General features: G+C 41.5%; 21 protein-coding genes. 5 read left to right on the top strand and 16 right to left on the bottom strand.

The genetic code is table 11. From position 1 onward, the window contains the following. Positions 1–52 precede the first annotated feature (52 nt). A complete protein-coding gene (locus tag RBH88_RS00520; protein WP_213690492.1) occupies positions 53–757 on the top strand; it encodes a FadR/GntR family transcriptional regulator in 705 nt (234 codons plus the stop codon). 112 nt (positions 758–869) lie between these two features. Beyond that, positions 870–1,610: a FadR/GntR family transcriptional regulator gene (locus tag RBH88_RS00515; protein ID WP_213690493.1), complete on the top strand. Its 741-nt coding sequence runs from the start codon at positions 870–872 to the stop codon at positions 1,608–1,610. Positions 1,611–1,680: 70 nt separating this feature from the next. On the opposite strand, the gene RBH88_RS00510 is transcribed toward RBH88_RS00515, so the two are convergent. The 5 genes from RBH88_RS00510 to RBH88_RS00490 all read right to left on the bottom strand — a co-directional run bounded on the left by RBH88_RS00510 (position 1,681) and on the right by RBH88_RS00490 (position 6,113). Continuing rightward, positions 1,681–2,511, bottom strand: coding sequence for a phosphoenolpyruvate hydrolase family protein (locus RBH88_RS00510; RefSeq protein ID WP_213701611.1), 831 nt, complete (start codon positions 2,509–2,511; stop codon positions 1,681–1,683). After that, complete coding sequence (locus RBH88_RS00505) at positions 2,508–3,704, bottom strand: Tm-1-like ATP-binding domain-containing protein (RefSeq protein ID WP_307879741.1); 1,197 nt, start codon at positions 3,702–3,704, stop codon at positions 2,508–2,510. Before RBH88_RS00505 ends, RBH88_RS00510 begins: the two co-directional genes overlap by 4 nt. 88 nt (positions 3,705–3,792) lie before the next feature. Beyond that, positions 3,793–4,530, bottom strand: coding sequence for an amino acid ABC transporter ATP-binding protein (locus tag RBH88_RS00500; protein WP_213690496.1), 738 nt, complete (start codon positions 4,528–4,530; stop codon positions 3,793–3,795). A 19-nt stretch (positions 4,531–4,549) separates the two neighbouring features. Then, on the bottom strand, positions 4,550–5,218 hold the full coding sequence (locus RBH88_RS00495; RefSeq protein WP_307879740.1) for an amino acid ABC transporter permease: 669 nt from the start codon (positions 5,216–5,218) through the stop codon (positions 4,550–4,552). A gap of 94 nt (positions 5,219–5,312) precedes the next feature. Continuing rightward, positions 5,313–6,113, bottom strand: a complete 801-nt coding sequence (locus RBH88_RS00490; RefSeq protein ID WP_307879739.1) for a transporter substrate-binding domain-containing protein — start codon at positions 6,111–6,113, stop codon at positions 5,313–5,315. Positions 6,114–6,373: 260 nt separating this feature from the next. Here RBH88_RS00490 and RBH88_RS00485 point away from each other — a divergent pair, with 260 nt between their 5' ends. From RBH88_RS00485 to RBH88_RS00475, 3 genes are all read left to right on the top strand, one after another. Then, on the top strand, positions 6,374–7,039 hold the full coding sequence (locus RBH88_RS00485; protein WP_213691721.1) for a GntR family transcriptional regulator: 666 nt from the start codon (positions 6,374–6,376) through the stop codon (positions 7,037–7,039). A gap of 65 nt (positions 7,040–7,104) precedes the next feature. Continuing rightward, a complete protein-coding gene (locus tag RBH88_RS00480; RefSeq protein WP_213701610.1) occupies positions 7,105–8,094 on the top strand; it encodes a uroporphyrinogen decarboxylase family protein in 990 nt (329 codons plus the stop codon). A 25-nt stretch (positions 8,095–8,119) separates the two neighbouring features. Next, the gene (locus tag RBH88_RS00475) at positions 8,120–9,430 is read left to right on the top strand and encodes a serine dehydratase subunit alpha family protein (RefSeq protein WP_307879738.1); all 1,311 of its coding nucleotides are present in this window, start codon (positions 8,120–8,122) and stop codon (positions 9,428–9,430) included. 87 nt (positions 9,431–9,517) lie between these two features. Here the strand turns inward: RBH88_RS00475 and RBH88_RS00470 are convergent, their stop codons facing one another. The 11 genes from RBH88_RS00470 to ggt all read right to left on the bottom strand — a co-directional run bounded on the left by RBH88_RS00470 (position 9,518) and on the right by ggt (position 21,928). Continuing rightward, complete coding sequence (locus tag RBH88_RS00470; RefSeq protein WP_213691718.1) at positions 9,518–10,219, bottom strand: GntR family transcriptional regulator; 702 nt, start codon at positions 10,217–10,219, stop codon at positions 9,518–9,520. An 85-nt stretch (positions 10,220–10,304) separates the two neighbouring features. Continuing rightward, positions 10,305–11,489 (bottom strand): M20 family metallopeptidase, encoded by a 1,185-nt coding sequence (locus tag RBH88_RS00465; protein WP_307879737.1) that lies wholly within the window; start codon positions 11,487–11,489, stop codon positions 10,305–10,307. 34 nt (positions 11,490–11,523) lie between these two features. Next, on the bottom strand, positions 11,524–12,618 hold the full coding sequence (locus RBH88_RS00460; RefSeq protein ID WP_213691716.1) for a Xaa-Pro peptidase family protein: 1,095 nt from the start codon (positions 12,616–12,618) through the stop codon (positions 11,524–11,526). Positions 12,619–12,735: 117 nt separating this feature from the next. After that, the gene (locus RBH88_RS00455; protein ID WP_213699698.1) at positions 12,736–14,265 is read right to left on the bottom strand and encodes an ABC transporter substrate-binding protein; all 1,530 of its coding nucleotides are present in this window, start codon (positions 14,263–14,265) and stop codon (positions 12,736–12,738) included. A gap of 60 nt (positions 14,266–14,325) precedes the next feature. Beyond that, positions 14,326–15,513 (bottom strand): M20 family metallopeptidase, encoded by a 1,188-nt coding sequence (locus tag RBH88_RS00450; protein ID WP_213691714.1) that lies wholly within the window; start codon positions 15,511–15,513, stop codon positions 14,326–14,328. Next, positions 15,510–16,091 (bottom strand): hypothetical protein, encoded by a 582-nt coding sequence (locus RBH88_RS00445; RefSeq protein ID WP_307879736.1) that lies wholly within the window; start codon positions 16,089–16,091, stop codon positions 15,510–15,512. Before RBH88_RS00445 ends, RBH88_RS00450 begins: the two co-directional genes overlap by 4 nt. A gap of 12 nt (positions 16,092–16,103) precedes the next feature. After that, positions 16,104–17,090 carry an ABC transporter ATP-binding protein gene (locus RBH88_RS00440; RefSeq protein ID WP_307879735.1) on the bottom strand — a complete coding sequence of 329 codons (987 nt, stop codon included), beginning with the start codon at positions 17,088–17,090 and terminating at the stop codon, positions 16,104–16,106. After that, a complete protein-coding gene (locus tag RBH88_RS00435) occupies positions 17,090–18,085 on the bottom strand; it encodes an ABC transporter ATP-binding protein (protein ID WP_374047612.1) in 996 nt (331 codons plus the stop codon). The genes RBH88_RS00440 and RBH88_RS00435 overlap by 1 nt, the downstream gene beginning before the upstream one ends. A gap of 19 nt (positions 18,086–18,104) precedes the next feature. Beyond that, positions 18,105–18,956 carry an ABC transporter permease gene (locus RBH88_RS00430; protein ID WP_213701607.1) on the bottom strand — a complete coding sequence of 284 codons (852 nt, stop codon included), beginning with the start codon at positions 18,954–18,956 and terminating at the stop codon, positions 18,105–18,107. Positions 18,957–18,970: 14 nt separating this feature from the next. After that, the gene (locus tag RBH88_RS00425) at positions 18,971–19,894 is read right to left on the bottom strand and encodes an ABC transporter permease (protein ID WP_213691710.1); all 924 of its coding nucleotides are present in this window, start codon (positions 19,892–19,894) and stop codon (positions 18,971–18,973) included. A gap of 258 nt (positions 19,895–20,152) precedes the next feature. Then, positions 20,153–21,928 carry a gamma-glutamyltransferase gene (gene ggt / locus RBH88_RS00420; RefSeq protein ID WP_213691709.1) on the bottom strand — a complete coding sequence of 592 codons (1,776 nt, stop codon included), beginning with the start codon at positions 21,926–21,928 and terminating at the stop codon, positions 20,153–20,155. Positions 21,929–21,948: the final 20 nt, after the last annotated feature.

Below are 21,948 nucleotides of genomic sequence, written 5' to 3'. Positions count from 1 at the left end.
TAGAAAAAATAAAAAATTTAGAAATAAATTGTATTGAATACAGGGGGTCCCTATGTTTAAACCTGCTAACAAAGCAACTTTGCATCAAAATGTACTTAATCAAATGATTACCGCAATAAAAGAAAATGAATGGGAACCGGGAAGCAAACTTCCTGGGGAACAAAGTCTGGCAAACGCCTTTGAAGTAAGCCGAAATTGCATTAGAGAAGTTTTAAAAGCTCTTGAACTTACAGGAATAGTAGAAGCGCGGGCTGGTGACGGAACTTATCTTTCTGAAAATGCACTGCGCAACATTGCCAATTCGGATCTTGTGGCTTCTCTTTTCGAAGAAAGCACACTTATGGAACTTATAGAGGCTCGCCAATTGTTGGAGGGACAACTCGCTTACTGGGCAGCACAACGTGCAAGCGATGAAGAAATAATGAATCTCGAACGCATCTTGGTTGAGGAGCCAGAAACACCAAATGTGGAAGTTCACTATCACTTTCATAATTACCTTGCAGAAATTGCAGGCAATCCTTTTCTGTTGCGTCTTCTCGATTCTCTTCGCACAGAAGTTTCTGCTCAAAGAATTGTTTTTAAATCATGGCCATCTACCGAATTAGAACTATTTAAAAAAGATCATTGGGAAATTTGTCAGGCCATAAAAGAAAGAGCCCCTGAAAAAGCTCAGGAAGCTATGATTCAACACCTTCTCCGCTCACAAAATGAAATATTAGAAAGAAACAGGAGAGAAGGCAGAAGGAAAGAAGTATAAAAAGTAATATATTTTATTATGTAGTAGAATAAGTTAAGGTTTTAATCGCTTTATTGAGTTCAATGTAGTATAAACTTAATTAGAGAAATTTATGTCAAGCAAGGAGGACTTTATGTTCAAGCCTGCAAGTAAATCAACACTTCATGAGAATGTTCTTAATCAAATTATAGAGGCAATAAAAAAAGGCGTTTGGGAACCTGGGATGAAACTACCCGGTGAACAGTCACTCGCGAAAACATTCGGCGTAAGTAGAAATTGCATCAGGGAAGTATTGAAAGCATTGGAATTATCCGGAATTGTAGAAGCACACCCTGGAGACGGAACGTATTTATCGCTAAACGCTCTTCGTAACATCGCTAATATGGAATTTGTCGCGAATCTTTTTGAAGAATCGACCTTAAAAGAACTTGTTGAAGCTCGATCTTTACTGGAAGGTCAGATTGCCTATTGGGCTGCGGAACGCGCCACATCAGAAGAGATAGAGAAGCTGGAAAAGCTCTTACTTGAAAATGAAAAAAATCCAGATGCCGATATACACAACAAGTTTCATAATATTTTAGCTGAAATGGCAGGGAATCGCTTCATTTTGAGGCTCTTGGAATCAATCAGAAATGAACTGGCAACACAAAGGCTTATCTTTAAAAATTTTAGTCCAGAAGCTTTAAAACAACATAGAAAAGAAAATATGGAAATTTGCCAAGCTATTAAAAACCGGGATTCAGAAAAAGCGCGAGAAATTATTCATAGGCACGTTTCACGTGGTCAAGATGAGATTCTGGAACGTCTTCATAAAAAATCAAAACGTACAAAGACCGAAAAAGACACTTTGGGAAGCATAAAAAACCCGAACTAAAAATTATGATAAATACAAAAAGCAGGGGAGGTTTTTGTCTCCCCTGCTTTTTGGTATTTATTGGTGTTAGTTAATATTTTATTGTTTTAAAAAGTTCTGTCTGTTTTTTTATGGCTTGTTCAGTTGGAAGACGTTCCATACTGCTTGCGCCGTAAAACCCGTTAACCTCTTTACAATGTTTTAAAATATATTCAGCATCTTCTGGCATAGCGATAGGGCCTCCGTGGCAGAGGACTATAACATCTTTACGAACGCTTCTCGCCGCTTCTGCCCATTGATCAATAAGAGGCACGCATTCTTCCAACGTTTTTGATGTCTGGGCTCCAATGCCACCCTTTGTGGTGAGTCCCATATGGCATACGATAATATCGGCTCCAGCTTCAGTCATGGCCATGGCATCTTCAACACTGAAAACGTAGGGAGTTGTAAGTAAATCCATCTCTCGTGCCATACGAATAGCTTCAACTTCGAGGGCATATCCCATTCCAGTTTCTTCAAGGTTCGCTCTGAAGACTCCGTCAATAAGACCTACGGTAGGGAAATTCTGAACTCCCGCGAATCCCAGAGCTCTCAACTCACTTAGAAAGTAGTCCCATTTTACGAAAGGGTCAGTTCCATTGATCCCAGCTAATACTGGCGTATTTTTCACCACAGGAATAACTTCTCTGGCCATCTCTTTTACAATCTCATTAGCATTTCCGTAGGCTAGAAGCCCCGCAAGAGAACCTCTTCCAGCCATTCTGTAACGGCCAGAATTATATATGACAATGAGGTCGATGCCGCCAGCTTCCTCCCACTTGGCAGAGATGCCGGTTCCTGCACCGCCGCCTATAATAGGTTCTTTCTTACTTACTTTTTCTCTAAAAAATGACATTATTTCAGATCGTGTTTTATAGGTCATTTCGCAACCTCCTTAAAATTCTGAAACAGCGCCTGAGCAAATTCCGGGTCGTTAATATGATAGGGTAAGCAGATAACTTTGCGCATGTCAGTCTGATACACCGTTTCTTCGATAGCCTCGAAAAGAACGGCATCCGCATCGGGATCATAGAAGGGCTGACCTGGAGCGTCAATCATCGAAACACCCTTTTCTGGCAACAAAAAGCGTACAGGCCCTGAACAGTGGTTAAGCTTTTCTCCGATCCAGCGTCCCATCCGGGCATTCTCATCAGCAGTAGTTCTCATCAATGTTACCTGAGGATTATGAACATAAAGATTGCGGTTTTTATATTTCTCTGGAACAGTCTCTAAAGCACCAAAATTAACCATATCAAGGGCGCCTACAGAACCAACATAGGGAATGGCCATTCGAATAATTGCTCCGAAACGATCTTCCCCAGCACTCATAACACCGCCCATGAAAAGATCACAAACTTCAGTTGTAGTCACGTCTATTACTTTCTTGAGAATACCAGAATCAATGAGCTTTTCCATAGACTGACCGCCCGTTCCTGTAGCATGAAATACAAGACAATCATATTCTTTTTCCAGTTCGTGACGAATCATATCAACACAGGGAGTGGTCACTCCAAACATTGTCATGCCTACTGGTTCACGTTCTATGGATGGCGCTGGGATCGTTGTTTTCGCCATACCGGCAATAGCATGAGCAGCATTCCCAAGCACTATACGAGATATACGATTGAGGCCAGCTACATCGGTTACAGAGTACATCATGCAAATATCGTTAGGCCCCACATAAGGAGCCACATTGCCTGACGCCACAGTAGAAACCATAAGTTTAGGAACTCCAATTGGAAGAGTTCTCATACCTGCCGTAATAAGAGAGGTTCCTCCAGAACCGCCAAGGCCAATAACGCCTGCAATGTCATTCTGTTGTGAAAGAAAAGCGGACAAGGCCTGTGACATAGCTATAATGGCTTGTCCTCGATCTGTGATAGAGCCAAGAAAATGTGGATTATCGGGGTGATGGGAAGCGACCTGAGTGTTTAAGATATCCGCGCTAAAGGAGTGTGGACGAGTGGCAACATCTACAAGAAAAGCGTCGATACCCTCTGAACGAATAAGATCTCGCACATAAAGCAATTCGCTGGATTTTGTGTCGCATGTTCCGACAACATAAACCTTTTTCATCATTCCCCTCCTCTACTATCATGATTGACTCTTTAATTATACAAAAAATAATGTCGCCATACTGAAGAGAGAAAGTATACTTGCTCTGTTATTGCTTCGTAAAACGGCTCAAAAATTGCTCTGTTCTCTGATTTTTAGGAGATGCAAATATCTCTTTAGGACTGCCAGTTTCAACAATCCTTCCCTCGTCCATAAAAACTACCGTGTCGGCCACTTCTTTGGCAAAGGCAATTTCATGAGTAACAATCATCATGGTCATATGCTCATGAGCAAGCTCGCGAATAAGGTCAAGGACTTCTCCGACAAGCTCCGGATCAAGGGCGGAAGTAGGCTCATCAAATAAAATAACCTTAGGGTTAAGCGCAATAGCCCTACCTATACCTACACGTTGTTGCTGACCGCCAGAGAGTTTGGATGGATATGAATCTGCTTTATCCTTAAGTCCGATTTTCTCTAAAATCTGAAGTCCTTTTTCAACTGCCTGATTCTTGTTTTCTTTCTTCACTATAATTAAGGCTTCTATGATATTTTCCAAAACAGTTTTATTATTAAAGAGGTTGAAGGATTGAAATACCATCGCTGTCTGTTGGCGAAGTTCCCTTATCTCTTTCTTTGCCGCCTTTTCTACATCCACCTCAATGGCACCTATTCGAATTTTTCCCTTATCTGCTTCCTCCAAAAAATTTATACATCTTAGTAATGTTGATTTTCCAGTTCCGGAAGGGCCTATAATTGCAACTATTTCTCCTTTTTTAACATTGAGGTTGATGTCTTTTAAAACTTTCAGATCTCCAAAACTTTTATATAAACTCTTAATTTCTATCATTTGACAAACCACCTAAATCTTAATTTTGAACACTTAAATTTCGTTCAATACGTTGTTGCACCTTTCCTAAAACAAGCGTTAATGCCCAATAAACAACAGCAATATCAATAAAAGCTTCTAAATATCTATAACTTGACGCCGCTTCTAGCTGGGCAACAGCTATCATTTCCGTAACACCTATGGTAAAAGCCAAAGATGAATTTTTTACTATGCTAATAAAACTATTAAAAAGAGCCGGAATCGCGACTCGTGTTGCCTGAGGGAGAATAACTCTTCGCATCGCTTGCAAATATGACATTCCTACAGAAACACAGGCCTCCATTTGTCCTTTATTGACCGAGGATATGGAACCTCGTATTGTTTCAGACATAAAAGCCGCTGCATTTAAACTCAAGACAATCAACGCTGCCGTAAAAGAAGACATATTTTTGAAACTTGGGATAACTTGCACGAATCCAAAATACATCAAAAACAATTGAGCTATGAGCGGGGTACCTCTAAAAAAAGAGACATAAACTTTTACGAAAGGGGCCAGTAACTTTACCTTTAAATCAATACACAGCGCAATGAAGACTGCCGCTAAAATACCCCAAAAAGCAGCCCCTATAGAAAGCAATAAGGTTACTTTGAGATATTTGAGCATGAGAGGAAAGAGCATGACCGCAAAATCTATATCGAACCCAGGCAATAGTGGAACCTCCAATCTTTACAAAAGCAACAAAAAGACCCATGCAGAAAAAGATGATGGGTCTTTTTGATTCTATTATTTTTGCCTCTCTCTTTTAATTTTTCGTCGTATCAAGACCAAACCACTTTTCAGAAAGGGCACTCAACGTTCCATCTTCGTGCATTTCATGAATCGTCTTGCTGATCTGCTCTAAAAGAGCCTTATTTTCAGCCTTTTTTGTAAAGGGATAGGCATTAACTTCAAAAGTGAGTCTTTGACCAAGCAATCTGAGATCAAGATTTTCTTGTTCAATGATTGTCTTTGTTTTTATCTCTCCCTGCCAGCAGGCATCTACTCGACCAAGCTCAGTTTCTTTTTCTATAGGAGCTCCATCATAAGTTTTTATATCCAGATTCAAGTTGTAGTCTTTATTGACCTGACGCAGAGTAGCTTCTCCGTTTCCTCCAAGCCAGCAGCCAATTTTTTTCCCTTTGAGATCGTCAACCGTTTTTATTGAACTATCTTTTTTCACCGAAAAATCATAATAGCTATATGCATACGGTTCCGTAAAATCATAAAGCTCTTTTCGCTTCTCTGTAATTGACATCTGGTGTGCAATCGTATCAATTTGTCCAGCATTCAACATTCCAAGAAGACCGCTAAACTTTGCTAATTTGTACTCGACTTTAAAACCATTTCTTCTAGCCATTTCTTCCCATACATCAATTTCAAACCCCTGTAACTTTCCAACTTTCGTAAATGTCCATGGGGCATAAGCTCCTGATGTTCCTACAATAATGGTCTTTCCCTGTAGCGAAGATTGTGCAGAAGCTTGATTACAACCAACCACGAAGAAAAGAGATGCTAAAACCGCAATTAAAGTAAGAAAGAATGTACATTTTGTTGAGACGCGCACTATAAATCCCTCCTGTGAAAATATATTGCATACCACATGTAATTATGCCTTAGCATTATAATATCTATAACTATAAAACAAAAGCCCCCTTCTAATTATTTATGACCTACTCTAAAAAGGTACCCATCATCGAATAAAAATTTTTAATTGACATCTCTATAATCTCTAGTATAGTTGGGATAAAATATAATATAAAATATCGTATAAAATAATTGATCCACTAGATTACCAATTAAAAATAAAGAAGGAAGGTGGGTTTTTTGTCTTTAGCCCAATTAAGCCCTATCAGCTCTGATGGAGAAAAAACAATAAAACAAAAGGTGTTAGAGAGCATTAGGGATGCCATTATGAGAGGCTATTTTGAGAGTGGACAACAGTTGCGCCAAGATGAAATTGCCTTCCAGCTCGGAGTAAGTCGCATTCCCGTTCGAGAAGCCTTAATGCAACTGGAAACAGAGGGGCTTGTTACCTTTTATCCTTATAAAGGAGCTATCGTATCTACTCTTTCCCCTGATGAAGCCAGAGAAATTTTTGAAATTCGTTTTATTCTGGAATCTGAAGCCCTGCGTTTTGCCTTTCCCCAGCTTACAGATGAAGTTCTTGATGAAGCTGAACAACTTATAGAAGAGGCTGATTCAGAAAAGGATTCTGCAAATTGGAGTGATCAAAACTGGAAATTTCACTCTTTCCTCTATCTTTATGCCAAAAGACCACGCCTTCTAGCAATGATTGAATCTTTAAACCAAAACGTTGATCGTTATATTCGCATTTATCTGAGAACTCTTAGTTTTCAATCTGAATCTCTTGAAGCTCATAGGCAGCTCATTGCGGCATTACGTAATCGAGATATTGAAAAAGCGGTATCTCTGCTAAAGGCACACTTAAAGAATGCAGAAAATCACATAATTCAATATTTAACGCGATAAGTGAATTTTGTGGAGGCATACATTTTCTATGCTAAATCTCTTTACTATCAAGGAGGATCCTATCAATGAATCATCATGAACGAATTGAACACGCTATTGCTGGAAAAGAAACTGATCGTTTACCCTACAGCTTATGGTGGCATTTCCCAAACAAAGACAGAATGCCACGAAGATTGGCTGAACTTTCCATTCATTATCAGGAAATGCTTGATCTTGACTTTATTAAGTATATGCCTTACGGAATGTTCTCCACTGTTGACTGGGGATCTGATCTCAAGGTATTTGAAGGCTTCGGAGAGCCGCCTGTAGCTGCAAACTTCCCCATCGCTACACCGGAAGATTGGGATAAAATCACACCGAGATCTGGAACTTCTGGAGAATACTCCATCGTTCTTGAATCCCAGCGCATTGCTCTTGAAGAGCTTCATTGCCAGGTGCCAATTATACAGACAGTTTTCAGCCCTCTTACAACTGTAGTAAAGATGGCCGGAGAAGAGACATTAAAGAAACATTTAGAGGAGTGCCCCGAAAAAGTTCATAAAGGACTCGAAATTATTACAGAAACGACTAAAGAGTTCGCATTGGCAGCAGTAGAAAATGGTGCATCTGGCGTATTCTTTGCAACACAGATGGCAAGCCACGATCGTTTGAACAGTGCCCAGCTTGAAGAGTTTATGAAAAAGTATGATCTTGAAGTTCTTAATGCGATCAAAGATAAGTCGTGGTTTAACGTTCTCCACATTCACGGCACGAATGTCTATTTTGAAGAACTTTTCGACTATCCGGTTCAGGCTTTCAACTGGCACGATAGAGATGATGGCCCTGCAATGAACGATGTCAGAACAAAGACCGACCGTTGCTTCTGCGGTGGCTTAAGCCATAAAAATACTCTCCCTAACGGAACAGAGGAAGAGCTTCGTGCTCAGGTTATGGATACATGGAAGCATAACAACGGTAAAGCTGTAATCTTCACTCCCGGATGCGTAGTCGATCCTAATACGCCAGAAGATCGCTTAATGCTTCTGAAAAAATTCGTTGAAGAGACAGCAAAATAAATTTACAGAGAGAAGGAGTTTACATATGATATCACTCAAAAAATTTCTCAAAGAAGAGGTTAAACCTGCATTAGGGTGTACTGAGCCCGGTGCGGTGGCTTTGGCTGTCGCTCGGGCTACGGAAGAGTTACATAACGCTCCCGTGGATTCTATTAAAGTATTGGTCAGCGGTAACATTTTTAAAAACGGAATGTCTGTAGGCATTCCGGGAACAAACGGACTTCGAGGAAACACCATAGCGGCCGCTCTAGCTGCTCTTTGTGGCAAAAGCGCTTTGGGCCTTGAGGTTCTTAAAAATTCCACAGAGAACGACGTTCAGAACGCTCAGAAAATGGTTTCTGATGGGAAGGTACAGGTTCTTCCTGACCCTGACCGAAATGGAATCTATGTAAAAGCCGATGTAAAGAGCAAAGATACAACTGCAACATGTACTATTGAAGGCAGTCATACGGGCATTGTAGAGGTAACACTTAATAATGATGTGGTTTTCTCTACCAAGTCAAACAATTCTACTGATAAAGCAGAAACTAAAAAAGAACTTTCCGCTGCCCAGGAAATATCTCAGATGCCCTTTTCCTCTGTTGTTGCTCTTGTTCAAGAAATGGATGATGAAGATGTTGCTTACGCTCTCAAGGGAGCAGAGATGAACATGACGATTGCTGAACAAGGCTTTGATGAGAATCAAATGCAAGGTTTAGAGGTAGGCAAAACTCTGAGGAAATCAGCCGCTGATTGGAAAACAATGGATCACTCCCTTAAAATTCGTGCTATCAGTGCTGCTGCCTCCGACGCTCGTATGGCCGGAGCCCCCTACCCTGTCATGAGCAGTGCAGGAAGTGGAAACCACGGAATTACTGCCATTCTTCCCATCTATATTTTGGGACGTGAGTTAGGAAAAAGTGATAGAGAGATTGCTGAAGGAATCATTTACAGCCATCTTTGCACCAGCTTTGTAAAGAGCAGAATGGGCCGTTTGAGTCCTGTTTGCGGTTGTGCCGTTGCAGCCGGTGCCGGTGCAGCTGGAGGTCTCGTGCATCTTATGGGTGGCTCTGAGGTTCAAGCAGCCAAAGCCATGGAACTTGTTCTTGGAAACCTCGTCGGAATGCTCTGCGACGGAGCTAAAGAAACATGTGCATTAAAAGTTGGAACAGGCGCTTTCGAAGCTGTTCAAGCAGCTGAGCTCGTTATGAATGGTCATCATATCGAAATGAGCCAGGGTGTTATTAACGAAAAGATTGAAGATACTGTCGCCAACGTTGTTGCCGTCAATGCCAAAGGGATGAGAGACGTAGATAGAATCATTCTCGATATTATGGCTTCTCGTACTGCCTGCTAAATTGAGTGATATCATACAGTACAAGAAATAGATATTAAAAAGGGAGCGGATTTTTGAAATCCGCCCCCTTTTTCCTTTTCAGTCTTTTTAACGGTCGTCTTCCTCTTGTGGTGAAATAACAGCTCCTCTTCCAAGTCTTCGGAAGAGCAATTCACGTAATTTGATCACTTCTTTCTTACGCAAACATTCAATGATCATATCGTGAACTTCAACACTGGCTTTCATCTGCCAATCCCGATAAAGCCATCTATCAAACGAACAACGAATTTGATAAAAAAGATTTCTAAGCATTTTCTGAGTCCATATACAATTATCCTTTGCAAGAGAGCAAAGATAGACGTGGAAAGTCATCTCTTTCTCAGCAAATTCGAATGCTTTCTTCTCTCCTAAAACGTCGCTATTTATAATCGCATATAACTCTTCATTCAGTTCTTCAAGATGCTCTATTTCCTCGTCACTTGGTCCGCCCTCTACAATAACAGCTTCCAAAATGGTATGTTCCAAAAGAACACGAAGCTTAGTTATTTCTGTAAAATCTTCCTCGCGGAAAGTCGAGACAAACCAGCCCTTATATCTTATGGAAGAAATTAAACCTTGCTCTTCAAGTTCATTTAATGCTTCTCGAACTGGGGAGCGACTTATACCCAAAATACGAGAAAGTTCTCTTTCATTGATTTGATCTCCACACCGTAAAGTCTTTTTTTCAAAAACCTGTTCTCGTATATAGCGAGTAACGAGATCTTTCAATTTCCCCTGAGAATGGGATTGGCGCCTTTGATTATCTGCCATTAATATTTCCCCCGTCTTGGTCGATTAATCGGTCGACCAAGATTAAAATATCATCTATGAATACAGTGGTCAACCTAAAAATCTGTTAATTAGCATCAATTACAAACTGCACAAAGAGAGCTGTTCCGTAAGGAAGAGCTTCTTCAGGGAAGATAAAATTCCCATTATGAAAAACAGGAACGTTTTTCCCAGGAACGCAAATTCCCATTCTGGCAAAAACGCCTTTTGGAACAACCTCAAGATATCTGGAAAAGTCTTCGGACCCCATCGCAGGGATATCTATATATTTAACGTTCTCTGATCCAATGACCTTTTTGGCGCTTGTGCGAACAATCTCAACAACTTCTGGAGAATTGCTCAGCGGAGGAACTCCATAATGATAGTCAAGCTCCGCCTTACATTTATAGCTAGACGCTACACCCTCAATAACGTCGCGAATACGCTGTTCTATGGAATTTCTTACTTCCATATTCTGGCATCTGATAGATCCCGAAAATTCAACAGTCTCGGGAATAATGTTTTTGGCAGTACCACCATGTATCTCACAAATAGAAATAACAAGGTTATCAAGAGCATCGATTTGACGAGTAATAATACTCTGAATAGCCATAACACAATTTGAAGCTGCCAGAATCGGGTCGCAGCCTATACGATGAGGATATGCTCCATGACCACTCTTCCCCGTAATTTTTGCGGTAAAGAAGTCTGATGAAGCCATATAAGGTCCTTCTCTAAGAGCTATTTCTCCTACATTGTAAGAAGAATGTCCATGGAGACCCAAAATGTAATCCACTTTCGGATTATCAAGAACACCCTGATCTATCATATATTTCGAACCGTCAAGATTTTCTTCTGCTGGCTGGAAGAGAAGTTTGACTGTTCCAGAGAAACGATCCTTCATTGACATGAGCAGTTTGGCTGCCCCGAGCAACATCGCTGTATGGCAGTCGTGTCCACAAGCATGCATTACACCTGAAACAATCGACTTATCGGGAATATCGGTTGTCTCCTGAATGGGAAGAGCATCCATATCGGCACGAAGAGCAATAACTTTTCCTTCCCCTTTTTTCTCACCTTTTATAATTCCCAAAACGCCAACATTAGAACCAAGGGGAATCATTTCTACTCCCATTTTTTTCAGTTCGGACTGAACAAAGGCTGTTGTTGCAAACTCTTTCATGCTCAGTTCTGGTTCTCTGTGAATTTTACGTTTTGCCTCAACTATATACTCTTTTATATCAAGAGCTTTCTGAAGAATTTCAGAAGCCATCACAATCGCCGTCCTTTCGTTATTTCATATATCCTTACAGAATAGTGAGTTCCTTCGGAAAGAGATTGATAACCTCTCGTCCCGATTCTGTTAACATCACCAAATCCTCTATACGAACTCCAAATTTTCCTTCGAGATAAATTCCCGGTTCTATGCTGAAACAGTTGCCCTCAACAAGAGGAGTTTCATTTGCCTGAGAAATATAGGGACTCTCCTGACCATCCATACCAATACCATGTCCTAAACGATGGGTAAAAGCTTCTCCGTATCCATGTTCAGTAATAATATCCCGAGCTGTGCTATCAATATCCTTGGGGATAGCCCCTATCTGAACTTTTTCTTCTGCGGCAAGTTGAGCTTCCAAGACAATTTCATAGACTTTTCTTTGTGTATCTGTAGGAGCCCCAACAAAGAATGTTCTGGTCATATCATGGCTATATCCATCGTACCATCCGCCAGAATCTACCATCACTATGTCTTGTTTTTCTATAAGGCGATTGTTATCTCTTCCATAATGGGCTCTGCCGCTGTTAATACCCGAAGCAACGCAAGGTACGCGAGGAGAACCGCCATGAGATTCATGAAAATTCATAATAAATTTAATGATGTCTCTCTCGTATATACCAGGCCGAATATATGTAGTGAGAGCTTCCATCATTTTATCGTTCATGGAAGATGCTTTTCTCATAAGTTCTAATTCTTTTTTATTCTTAATGGAACGCATAGGTGCCAGAAGGAAGAAACCGTTAACACACTCCACATTTAATCCCTTTACTGCATCAATCATGTCGCCGGCCTCTATTCCTCGAGAAAAGGCAATTCGGCAAGAAGAAGAGAGACCTACAAGCTGAAGTCCCTTTTTAAATGCGCCTTGGAACCAGTCAGTGTCATTCCATTCCAAAATAGGAATATCGTCTTCGATACTTTTCATATCTGTTCTGTGAAGAGAGGGGCATAAGAAAAAACTCTTTCCTTCTCTGGTAACAAGAGCACCTTTCAGCCGTGAATCTGGATGAAAGTTTAATCCGGTCATATATTTCAAATCAGAAGAGGGGGCAAGAAAAACAGCGTCCAGCTCTTTTTGGTTTAGAAGTTCCACTAGTGTTTGGAAACGATTATGATCTATCATTTTTTCCTCCTGCTATTCCTCTGATCATGAGGTTGCCAATAAAGCCGAAAAACCTGCTTCGCCTTGAATACAAGGCGAAGCAGGATTCATAAGATCAATTGCTCGGAGAAAGAAAAATTAATCTGCTAAAGAAAGGTTCCCCAAGTAATTCAAACGACCGTCATAAAGGTCTTCTACGCCTACCAAATCTTTTCTGGCGCCATACAATTCGTGAGGCACTGCAAGAACAACAACAGGGTGAAGAACATCAAGTCTATCCCATGCTTTCTGGAAGAGCTCTGTTCTCTTTTCAGTATCTATTGTTATATTCGCTGTATCGATATATGTATCAAGTTCTTTATCGCTCAATAATGTCCAGTTTGAAGAGTTGACGTTTGAAGAATGGAAAAGAGGAAGCCAATACTGTCCAGCGTCGCGGTTTGTCTGCATTCCCCATCTGCTGATAAGAAGATCGTGTGTATGTTTCTTCACGTGATCGTCAAATACAGCTGATTCGAAAACCTGGATATTAACTTTAATACCTATCTGAGCAAGCATAGACTGAATGACTGTAGCTCCATTTACCTGATCTTGGAAATTGCTGACCCAGAGCTCTAATGTCATGCCATCTGGATAACCTGCTTCTTTAAGAAGTTCTTTCGCCTTCTCAAGGTTGTAGGGATATGTCTTCACATTCTCCGGGCTAAAGGTACAGGCAGAAAGCAGTGGCCCGTTGGGAATAGAAGAGGTTCCCTGGTAGACAACAGCGTTATAAGCCTCTTTATTAACAGCATACTCAAGAGCAAGGCGAACCTTAGGATCGTTAAGAGGTTTCTTCTGTGTATTCATATCAAGGAAAGTCAAAACAAGTCCCGGAGCTTCTACAACTTTAACCTTTTCAGACTCTTTCAATCTCTGGCAGTCATTGGGTGGTACAGAGTAGATCATATCTACTGTGCCTGTCTCAAGAGCAATAACTCTGCTGCTATCGTCAGGAAGAACGAGAATATTGAAGTTCTTGAAGTTCGGTTTTTTGCCGTGATAGTCTTCAAAGGCTGTGAGTTCAATTCGCTCACCTTTTATCCAGCTCTTAAATTTGAAGGGGCCTGTTCCTACTGGGTTACGGAAATACTCTTTGCCACCTTCTTCAACGGCTCTTTTACAAAAGATACTGGCGTAGGGGTGCTTCATAGAGTCAAGCCAGCCACCAACAGGACCGCGGGTTCTTACAATCACCGTATATTTGTCGATAATCTCAAATCCCTCAGGATCTATGAATTTGCCCTTTGACTTGGCGAAAACAGATTCAGATGTCGTTACACGCTTCAGAGAATACACTACATCTTCTGCTGTAAGTTCATCTCCGTTATGGAACTTTACACCTTTTTTGAGATAAAACTTGTACGTGTGATCGTCAAGAATTTCCCAACGCTCAGCCAACACCGGAACCAATTTTTTGGTTTTACCATCTACTGTTACAAGAGGCTCATTAATATGTTTAGTAACAGCAAATGACATGGTGTCCATAGCCTTCTGAGGATCGAGGCTTTTCGCGTCTCCCGGAAGACCGAGAGTGAAAGTATCCATCGTAGCAGCGAAACCAGCGGTTGCGACTACGAGTAACATAGCTGCAGCAAAGAACAAGTGTAAAAATTTCTTTCCCTTCATATCCCTTCACTCCTTAAAAAGTAGTAAGTAATGCCAAACAAAAGTGAGTAAAATCAAATTTTACCGCAAAGCATCAAGTGTCGCGGCTGCCATCACCTCCATGCCAATAGGAATAGCTCGATCATCTATATAAAAATCTATTGAATGTGTTGGACAATGGGGCCCACCAGGAGTTCTGACTCCTAATCTGAAAAAAGTTCCAGGAGCCTTTTCCAAGAAATATGCGTAATCCTCCCCTCCCATAGCGGGTGAAGGCAAATCTACAACTCTCTCAACTGATTCAATATCACGACAAACTCTTCGAACGCGATTTACCCATTCCTTGTCAACGCATGTCGGGATTATATTGGGCGTTATTTCCACTGTGACTTTTGCTCGTAACGCTTGCCCAACATTCGTCGCAATTTCTCTGACTCGCCGATGGAAACGTTCCTGCGTCGTTTTGCGGAGATAACGAATGGAACCCTCAATAACGACGGGACCTCCTATATAGGCATTTGATATTCCACCTTCGATGCGACCAAAAGTTACAAAAGCACAATCGGTAGGAGCCAGCTCTCGTGAGCCTAGACTCTGAAGTGTGGTCACTATGGTTGAAGCTGCCAGAATTGTATCGACTCCATAGTGAGGATATCCACCATGAGCCTGTTTACCCTCTACAGTAATCTTTATTCGGTCAATACCAGCAGTCATGAAGTCATCTCGAACGCCTATTTCTCCCAGGTATATATCTGGAAGGGCATGGAGGGCCAACACTCCATCAACGTGGGGATTTTCCATTACTCCTGCTTCTATAAACTCTTTACCACCGCCTGAAAGCTCTTCGGCATGTTGAAAAAAGAATTTCACACACCCTGAAAACTGATCCCGCAATTCACTGAGGAGCCAGGCTGTACCAAGCAAAATAGCAGCATGAGAATCATGGCCACAACCATGAAAAACTCCATCTTTTTTAGAAGCATATGAGACTCCGGATTGTTCTTGAATCGGCAATGCGTCAATATCTGCACGAAGACCAATACAGCGCTTTGGCCCGTTTCCCGTTCCATAAAGTTCAGCACAGATACCCGTTTTGCTTCTTCCGATTCTTTGAATTTTATCGACATTAAAAGAACGAAGTTTCTCTTCTATCAAATTGGATGTCTCAAATTCACAAAAACCTAATTCAGGGTTCTGATGAATCTGATGTCTCCACTCAATGACATCTTGTGCAAATTCCTGAACCTTCTGAGCAAGGATAGAGTTCATTTTTTGATCTCCTTTATTTCTCTTTGCTGAATATAGGCCACTGCTTGCCTATAGACATGCTCATCGGGGCAATAAATTCGCATAAGAGTGCCTTTTGTTCCTTTCAGGAAGATAACGTGCATTGTATCCATTGTCTGGAAGCAACGCACGTCACTCCATTGAACTTTTTTGGTAACGTTACGTTTAAACTTCTCTATAGCGTTTACTTGAAAGGGACGCCAGTGCATACTCTCTCTCAAAGAAAACCTCTTCCCTTTCATGCTTTCGCTATATGCATACTCAGGGTCGAATCGATAGAGAACCACGTAATGATTTGGGAAAAGCAAAAAAGCAACAATCAAAAAAGCTCCAACTACGAAAGCAACAAGATAATTGGCAAAAAGAACAGCAGAACGAATATATGCCCCACTCATCGACTTGCCGAAAAATGCCTGAAGCAAAATGACAAGAACAACAGCAAGGCTCCACAAAATCACGGAAGAAATTCCCATATCTAAAAGTATGAGAGGATTTGTTCCTATGGGTACACCTGTAAACCATCGCATGTGTTCTGATGTCTGTTCGGCATTTGAGCGCATAATTTTTCTCCGTTATTTATGACGTTCTAGATGTTTAGTAAAGTGACACGAAACGAAGTGCCCTGGTTCTATCTCATTAAGAAGCGGCGTTTCCTTCGTGCATATATCCTGACGATAGGCACAACGTCCTGCAAAGCGACATCCAGCTGGAGGATTAATTGGACTAGGGACATCACCTTCAAGCAATATTCTTTTCTTTTTGTTGTCTAAATCCACAACGGGAACAGCTGAAAGTAAAGCCTGCGTGTAGGGATGAAGCGGTTCTTTAAAAAGTGCTATATTTTCAGCCTTTTCAACAACCTGCCCCAAGTACATAACAGCCACTTCATCAGAAACGTAACGAACAACACTCAAATCGTGAGATATAAACAGATAGGTGTACTCACGTTCTTTTTGCAAATCGCCAAGCAAATTGAGAATCTGAGCCTGAATGCAGACATCAAGCGCCGAAACGGGTTCGTCAAGCACTATAAAATCAGGATCAAGAGCAAGGGCCCTGGCTACTCCAATGCGCTGACGACGACCACCGTCAAGCTCATGAGGAAAAGAAGTAGCAAGCCTCTCGGCAAGTCCTACCGTATCCATTAATTTTTTAATTTTGGCATCTATCTCTTTTTTGCCTGAGCATGTCTTGTTAATCAACAATGGTTCGGCAATAAGCTGAGAGACAGACATTCTCGGATTCAATGAAGAGAAGGGATCCTGAAATACGATCTGAGCTCTTTTTCTGAATTCGTTTCTTTCTTCTTTGTTATATTTAAGAGTATCTTCTCCATCAAAAAGAACTTCTCCGCCCGTTGCTTCAATAAGACCAATGACAACTCTTCCCAGTGTTGACTTTCCACAACCGGATTCTCCGACTAATCCCAGAGTTTTCCCCCTTGGGATCGAGAGGTTGACATCATCTACGGCATGTAAAAGGCCCTTATGGACGTTGAAATATTTCTTAAGATGCTTAATCTCTATGAAAGTTTCTGTTTTTTCGACCTGTGCACACACTACGGCCGCCTCCCTTCAACACCCAATGGGAAATAACAATCGACAAAGTGATTGGGCTCATACTCTTTCATGCCACAAGCTTTTTCGTGGCAAATATCCCGAGCATAGGGACAACGGGGGGAGAAACAGCACCCCTTCGGCAAATCGGTAGGATCGGGCGGCAACCCAGGAATAACATGTAATTTTTGGCTAATATCACTATCAAGGCTAGGGACAGCATTAAAAAGGCCCTGTGTGTAAGGATGCATGGGTTTACTGTACAAACTCCGAATATCTGAATACTCGACCAAACGGCCAGCGTACATAATCGCTACGTCATCGCAGATCTCAGAAACAATTCCCAAATCGTGGGTAATTAAAATCAATGACGTGTTAACAACAGACTGAAGTTCTTTAATAAGCTCCAAAACCTGTGCCTGTATTGTTACATCGAGAGCCGTAGTTGCTTCGTCTGCAATCAAAAGACTTGGCTTACATGCAAGAGCAATGGCAATACCTACCCTTTGGCGCATTCCGCCGGAAAACTGGTGAGGGAAATCCTTTGCTCGTTCTGTGCGTATTCCGACAAGCTTCAACATTTCAAGAGCACGTTCGTGAGCTTGTTCTTTATTTAAGTCAGAATGGAGTGAAATCATTTCCATTATTTGTTCTTCAACAGTCATAATGGGGTTAAGAGAGGACATGGGATCCTGGAAAATCATAGCGATCCTGTCTCCACGAATATGCCGCATTTCGGCTTCGGTCATTTTCATAATATCCTGACCTTCGAAAATGATTTCTCCGTTTGTTACTTCTCCAGGAGGAGATTGAATAAGGCGAAGGACGGCAAGAGCTGTGGTAGTCTTACCCGCTCCAGTCTCACCAACGAGACCAAGAGCTTTTCCCTTGCGCAGAAAAAGATTCAGGTTATTTACAGCTTCGACAACACCCGAATCTGTATTAAAACGCACGGAAAGATTGCGAATATCAAGAAGGGGAGAGTTATCATCTACCATGTTCGTCATTTTAGTACACCTACCGTTTCTGCTTCGGATCAAGGGCATCCCGAAGTCCATCGCCAACGCAGTTCAAAGCCATAATGGTGATCATAATTGCCAATCCGGGAGCAATACTTAAGTACGCACTGTTTCTGAGATACGGTCTCGCAGCAGAAAGCATTCCACCCCATTCCGGATAGGGAGGCTGAATACCCAAGCCAAGGAAACTTAATGTAGCTGCAAAAAGTATTGCGTTTGCGACACTGAGGGTAGACTGAACAATCAGGGGTGCCGCACAGTTTGGCAATATATATAACAAAATGATGCGCGTATGACTCGCGCCCATAGCCCGCGCCGCTTCAATAAACTCCATTCCCTTTATCGAGAGAACGGAAGCTCTCATCAGACGGGCAAAACGAGGAATTGATGTTATACCAACAGCTACCATCAGGTTGAACAGACCAGGCCCAAGGGCGGCAGATATAACGATTGCCAAAAGTATGGTTGGGATAGCAAGTTGGATATCCATGATACGCATCAGGAAGTTATCAATTTTGCCACCAAAATATCCGGCAATAGCTCCGATAGCACCACCTGCAATAAGAGAAATTGAAACAGCGATCAGACCGACTTGCAAAGAAACCCTTGAACCGAAAATAATTCGGCTGAGAACATCTCGCCCAAATTCGTCGGTTCCCAAAAGATGGGTCGTGGAAGGCGGTTTACGGATCATCATGTAGTCTTGGTCAGCATAACCATAAGGAGCAACTTGATCTGCAAATATGGCCATACCTATCAATATGAGAAGAATAACAATACCAAGCACTGCAAGATAGTTTCTTCTCAACCGTATAAGGGTATATTTCATCATAGAATTATTTTTAAACATTGAGCTTCCCACCTCTATTTCACATGAATACGAGGGTCAACAAACGCGTAGAGGATATCTGCCGTTAAGTTGACAAGGCAGAACGCGATAGAAATAAAGAGAACGCCACCTTGAATGATGGGATAGTCGCGCATATTAATAGCCTCTAACATGAGACGGCCCACGCCAGAGATGGAGAATATAGCTTCTGTAACAATAGAACCGCCAAGAAGCATTCCAAATTGCATACTAATGATGGTAAGAATGGGAATCATGGCATTTGGCAAAGCGTGGCGCATAATGACGATACTCTCTTTTTGACCCTTGGCACGAGCGGTACGAATATAGTCTGAGTGAATAACCTCTAGCATACTCGACCTTGTTATTCTGGCTATGAGGGCTACGGCAGATCCGGACAACGTAATAATGGGCATAACCATCTGGCTCACCGTATCGAATCCCATGGATGGCAACCATCCGAGATACACTGAAAAAGCAAGAATAAATAGAAGGCCACTCCAGAAAGTAGGCATAGAAACACCGAGAAGGGTTATAAGGGTCGTAATACTATCCAAAATAGAATATTGACGTATTGCGCAAATAACCCCCAATGGGATTCCCACCAAAGTACTAAAAGCAACAGCCCAAAAGGCTAGTTTCATAGTTACCGGAATGCGTGAAGCCAACTCCATAGAAACAGGGCTCTTCATCGCGTACGAGTACCCAAGATCCCCATGGAAAACTGCCCGATAAAGATAGCGCCCCAACTGAACAAAGAATGGGTCATCCAAACCTCGTTCAGCACGGAATGCTGCGACAGTCTCGACGGTCGCCTCTTGACCAAGAGCAATTTGCGCAGGATCTCCAGGAGTAAAGTACAAAATCGTGAAGATGATAACCATGACACTTAGAACAACGGGTATGAGTAGCAAGATTCTTCGAAAGACATACCTAAGCACAAATAACCACCTCTCACTAGAAGCATGATTTATATATAGAAAAGCGCGCTCAAAAAAACTTCTGTATGCTTTTTAGTCAAATGGTCGACCGGTCGACCATTTGAAAATTAGTCTATCACGCTCCATAACACCGGTCAATTAAAATCGATTTTCCACCTCTCTTATCTTTCTTTATTGAAAAGAGACGATTATTTAGGAAGGAAACCTCCTTTTAGAGAAAAGCCCTTTTACACATTATGTAATGTTTTACTATTTTGTCTAATTTTCAGGAGCAACTGCTGAACCGCTGCGCCGAAATGACCCCACTCCTTTTATACTACCGTTTTCTTGAACTTCAATCATATTTAATCCCCCGAAAAACATATCCGGATACTCATAGACTTTGACAACGTGTCCAAAAAAGTTCTGAAGGCAATCAACTGTCTTCGTTGAAAAGCCCTTCTCCATTCGCAATTCTGGATATAGAACATAGCCTACAAACTTTGGAGACTTTACAGCATCTTCTAAAGACATATCAAAATCAATAAGATCGACAATAATCTGAACGAGGGTAGAAACGATGCGACCTCCGCCAGGAGTTCCGAGAACCCAAGCAACCTTTCCGTCTTTTTCAATAATTAACGGCGCGATTGTTGTTCGTGGACGTTTGCCACCTTCCAGATAAAGAGGAGCACCATATGTAGCATCTCCACTAAAATTATTTAACTCATTATTAAGGAAGAAACCGTTAATCCAATATCCTGTTCCGAAAAAATCAGATATGGTCTGAGTACATGAAACAACGTTCCCATCTTTATCCATAACAGCAAAGTGAGTTGTTGTTGGTGATTCAACAGAAAAAGCTTCTTCCTTTTCAATAGATTTCGCACGTGTAGATGTTGTATCTATTTCTTGTAGAAGTACATCCGTAAATCCTTGGTTCTCTTCAAAAGGCAAAGGATTTCCGTATCGTTTTTTCCAACTTTGCGGTAAAGAAGCTTTCGATAAGTTAATTTCCATAAATCGACGCTCTGCATATTTTTTATCTGTCAAAGCTTGCTTAGGTAAAGAACTGAAGTCTCGATCACCAACGTATTTTTCCTGATCCAGAGCTGTCAAAATAAAAACTTCCTGCATGATATGGATTCTGAGGGGATCATCCCAGTCAAAGGCTGACATGTTGAATTTTTCCAAAATATTCAAGGTTTCGATAAGACGCGGACCGCCTGCTGGCATATCTGAAACATAAATATCATATCCACGATATGTTCCATGAAGAGGTACTTTTTCAATTACACGATAGTTTTGAAAATCTTCTTTTCTGAGCCAACCTCCGTTTTTTTTCATAAAAAATTCAATGGAATCAGCAATAGAGCCATTATAGAAAGCTTTTGCTCCTTCTCTGCCAAAGATACGAAGTGTCTCTGCTAAAGAGGGATTTGAATACCAATCTCCTTCCTCCCAAGGTAAAATGCTCTCTTTCAAAAAGCCCTGAGCTGAACGAAGAAGCTTTTCATACTCAAGAGTTACAGCCTGAGCAAACTGTTTATTCACTGCAAATCCATCTTGCGCCAAATGAATTGCCGGTTCAGCAAGTGCTTCCATAGGCATAGTTGCTGCCTTTTGGTGAATGTACTCTAAGGCTGCCGGTAAGCTAAAAACTCCAACACCTTTTAACGTCTGCATTGCCTCTGCAAAAGAAAGACCAGATTTTTCTATGCTTCCATATGTTGCCATTCGCGGCGCCACGCTTCTAAAATCCAAAGCGAAGCGATTGCCATCAGCTGTTCGGGCAACAATATATCCTTCTCCCCCCAAACCTGAACCGTAGGGTTCCACTACACCTAAAGCCAGGCTGACAGCTATAGCAGCATCGAAGGCATTGCCACCCTTTTCCAAAATTTCCGCACCAACTTTGGCCGCATCAAAATTCATAGCGACAACCATACCCTGAGATGAAAGGGCCGTCATCGCCAAAGATGGAGTTGCAATAAATGCAAATGTAAGAGCAATTGCAGAGACGAAAACCACTGCAAAATTTGAAAGTTTCTTCATTAGACTATTCACCTGTTCAG

The sequence above is a fragment of the Aminobacterium sp. MB27-C1 genome, from assembly GCF_030908405.1.
Taxonomy (GTDB): domain Bacteria; phylum Synergistota; class Synergistia; order Synergistales; family Aminobacteriaceae; genus Aminobacterium.
The sequence above is the reverse complement of the archived record's forward strand: the minus strand, read 5'-3'. Positions and strand labels throughout refer to the sequence as shown.